The organism is Hyphomonas sp. UBA3195 (genome assembly GCF_002366485.1).
GTDB lineage: Bacteria > Pseudomonadota > Alphaproteobacteria > Caulobacterales > Hyphomonadaceae > Hyphomonas.
Genome location: NZ_DEXB01000024.1, coordinates 1 through 3,631, shown reverse-complemented (window position 1 = coordinate 3,631; position 3,631 = coordinate 1). Strand labels below are relative to the sequence as shown.

Annotated in this window: 2 protein-coding genes; one reads left to right on the top strand and one right to left on the bottom strand. The window is 60.1% G+C overall.

Going from position 1 to position 3,631, the window contains the following annotated elements:
* Positions 1-15: 15 nt before the first annotated feature.
* Positions 16-2,913, bottom strand: a complete 2,898-nt coding sequence (locus B2344_RS07920; RefSeq protein WP_150297885.1) for a Tn3 family transposase — start codon at positions 2,911-2,913, stop codon at positions 16-18.
* A gap of 94 nt (positions 2,914-3,007) precedes the next feature.
* Between B2344_RS07920 and B2344_RS07915 the strand changes: the two genes are divergently transcribed.
* Positions 3,008-3,616 (top strand): recombinase family protein, encoded by a 609-nt coding sequence (locus tag B2344_RS07915; protein WP_349679785.1) that lies wholly within the window; start codon positions 3,008-3,010, stop codon positions 3,614-3,616.
* The last annotated feature ends 15 nt before the right edge of the window (positions 3,617-3,631 follow it).

Sequence of the window (3,631 nt, the reverse complement as noted above, 5' to 3'; positions counted from 1 at the left end):
GGGGGCCAGATCGTATCATAAGGCGTTCTCCCTGATCTTTGCCCATCGATATTCGCCTGTGAGAAGGATGTGAGCCCATCCGAGTGGTGAGATGTGCGCCAGGAGGTCTGGTGGGCAGTCGAGCCCGGCCCTGCGGCGGGCGGCGACGGCGTGGCCGAGATGCTTGGTATTCCAGTAGATGACGATGGCGGCGAGCAGGTTGAGACCCGCCATACGGTAATGCTGCCCCTCGGCAGTACGGTCGCGGATTTCACCCTGCCGCCCGATACGCAGGGCGTTCTTGAGGGCGTGGTGCGCCTCGCCCTTGTTCAACCCGATTTGGGCGCGGCGCTGCATATCGGTGTCGAGCAGCCATTCGATGATGAAGAGCGTGCGCTCAATGCGTCCGATTTCGCGCAAGGCGACGGCCAGATCATGCTGCCGGGGATAGGCAGCGAACTTTCGTAGAAGCTGGCTTGGCGACATGATCCCGGCGACCATCGTGGCGGCACTACGCAGGATATCGGGCCAGTTAGCGATGATGGTTCCTTCCCTGACCTTGCCGCCGATGAGGGATTTAAGCTCTTTGGGCACGATGTTCGGATCGAAAACGTAGAGCCGCTTTGACGGTAGGTCTCGAATGCGGGGAATGAACCGATAGTCGAGCAAGGCCGTCACGGCGAAGACGTGGTCGGTGAAGCCACCGGTATCAGCATACTGTTCCCTGATTTTCTTTCCCGTCTCGTTCATCAGCAACCCGTCGAGAATGTAGGGGGCTTCATTCACCGTGGCCGGGATGGTCTGAGTGGCGAAAGGCCCAAACCGGTCGGAGACGTGAGTGTACGCCTTCAATCCTGGGTCATTGCCGTATTTTGCATTCACGAGGTTCATCGCCTCGCCCTGTCGCCCGGCGGGAAAGAACTGGCCATCGCTTGATGCGGTATCGCCCGCTCCCCAGAACTGCGCCATGGGCAATTTTGCCTGCCCTTCGATCACTGTCGCCAGCGCCCGGTTGATGGCTTCGCTTTCGACATGCCAGCGCGACAGGCGGGAGAGCTGGAAATAATCGTGGGTGTTCGATGCTTCGGCCATCTTGCTCAAACCGAGATTGACCCCTTCGCCGAGAAGGACGTTCAGCAATCCGATCTTGTCCTTGCAGGGCGCGCCGGTTCGCAGGTGGGCGAAGGCATCGGCAAAGCCCGTGTCCGCCTCGACCTCCAGCATGATGTCGGTGATCCGCGCACCCGGCATGCGGCGATAAAGATCCAGCACCAACTCATCGGCCTCGTCCGGAACGTTGGCGGTCAGCCGCTCGGTTTTCAGGATGCCGTCGATAATAGAGCCGCCGGGGATTGCACCAGCCTTGGCGGCCTTTGCCAACCGGTCCAGCCCCGCGCTCATGCGCGCCTTACGGTCCTCCAGCCAATCCACGGGGTCGAAAGGGGCGGTCAGTTTAGGCATGGCCTGCACCGCTGCAATTGGCACCAGTGCTTCCTTCAGGTCGCCATAGCGCCGGGACTGGGCCAACCAGATATCCCCAGACCGGAATGCATCGCGCAGGTGGGACAACACCGCAACTTTCCAGAGCTTGTGATCACCGGCCTCCTGCATCTTCAGATGACGGTGCCATTTTGAGCGTGGGCCAAGAAAGCCCGTCGGGCGGTCGGCCCCGCCCTGACTGACAATCCGCGCCGCCTCGATCAACGGTCTCGCCACCGGTGCAGCGCTGATCTGGAGCGCTTCGAGCATACGCGGCGCATAGCGACGGAAACGATGATAGCCCTGTGCAACATGAGCGAGCGGATTTGCCTCCATGGTGTCAGTCAGGCGGGCGGAATGCGCGACCAGCCTTTCGAGGTCTTTCCAGCCACAGCTATCCGCGACCGCCTCTTCCAACGGTGCTTCATCATCTCGAGCCCCGATCAGGGCCGCACCCAGAGTGAAGAATGCCTGTAAAGCGTCCTGTACGGATGCTCTTGCATCGGTGATCTTGGCGTCGCAAAGGCGTTTCGCCTCGCGCCAAGTCTTTCCCACGATCCGGTCATGGGTTTCTACGACAGTGTCGGCGATGGCGGAACGCCACTCCACCGCACACACCGCAAGAATGGCAAGGCGGCGGTCACCGGATATATCCTGCAGCCCGTCCGTGAAGTAACGCTCACCCTGACGGCGAAGCTGGGTAATTCGATGGGGTGGAATGTCGGCCAGGCAATCGGCATTTACGCCTATCTTCTGCAGGCATTCCAGCCGCTCCAGCAGACGGTTCATATCGGCAGAATTATTGCCGACCTCGAACCGGCGCAGCCAGATGAACCGGCTCACTCTTCCCTCTACAGAATCCGTCAGTAATTCGTCGAGGCCAGCGCGCATGTCCGCATTCAGGCGGCTGGCGATGCGCGTCTCAATCCGGCGCTCAGCGGCGACCAAAGCATCTGCACAAAGCCGCTCAATGCGCGAGATGCCGGGCAGGATGGTTTGTGTCCGGCGGCATTGCTCGGCGAACTGGCGCACCAAGTCTGCACTCGATACCGCTGCTTCCGCTTCATCATCCAACCAGGCCTTCAAGTCGTGGGCCCGTCGTCCGGAGAACATCCGGTAGCCATAGATCTTGCGCAAGGCAACGAGGTGCCTGCGGCGTGTCACCTCTGTCTCTGCATACCCAGCCAAGTCATCGGGCAGAACGCCGAGTTGCGCGGCGATAAACCTCGTCGTCTGTAACGGGATGGTTTCACCGGAGGTCAACAGTCGGCCTGGATATCGGAAAGCGCAAAGCTGCACTGCGAAGCCCAACCGGTTCGAAGGGCGTCGCCGTTCCCGAATATGCTCCAGATCATCGTCGGCCAGCGTGTAGTGCTGGAGCAGTTCCGCCTCGTCAGTCGGTAGGTCAAACAGAGCGGAACGCTGGCGTTCTGTCAGAATATGGCGTCTGGGCATGCAAGATTGTCCATGTTAGATAAGTGACTGTTTTGGACAAAAGTCGCACCAGCAAAATCAACCACTTGCAAGGCCAAAATCCGGGGAGGTTCAACTGGGACAGCGCGCCGCCATCTATGCCAGGGTTTCGACCTCAGATCAGTCTTGCGAGCGCCAGATCTCTGATCTCACCTCATTCGCAAAGCGTGGCGGATACGAAATCATCGATGTGTTCAAAGAAACCGCATCTGGCTCTTCCGTTAGCCGGGCGGCCCGGAACCAGATCATGGATCTCGCACAGGCCCGCCAGCTCGACGTGGTCCTGGTCACCGAACTCTCACGTTGGGGACGCTCGACGCAGGATCTGCTGGAGACGCTGAATAAGTTGGCAGGGTGGAAGGTATCCGTCGTCGCCATGAGCGGCATGACTTTCGAACTCGAAACGCCGCATGGTCGCATGATGGCCACCATGCTGGCAGGCATCGCCCAATTCGAGCGCGACCTCATCAGCGAGCGCGTGAAATCCGGGCTGGCGGCTGCGAGAGCACGAGGCAAGAAGCTGGGACGTCAGCCAGGGCAGAGGCCCAAATCAGACAAGCTTGCGCCCAAGGTCATCGCCGCAAGCGAGGAAGGCCGAAGCTACCGCTGGATCGCACGGGAACTCGGCATCAGCAAAAACACCGTCCTCGACATCATGAAGCGATCCCGCGAAAAATCCTTATGATACGATCTGGCCCCC

What these genes read in the sequence shown, in the direction of transcription:
- B2344_RS07920 (WP_150297885.1), bottom strand. Translation starts at nt 2,913, where the DNA reads ATGCCCAGACGCCATATTCTGACAGAACGCCAGCGTTCCGCTCTGTTT.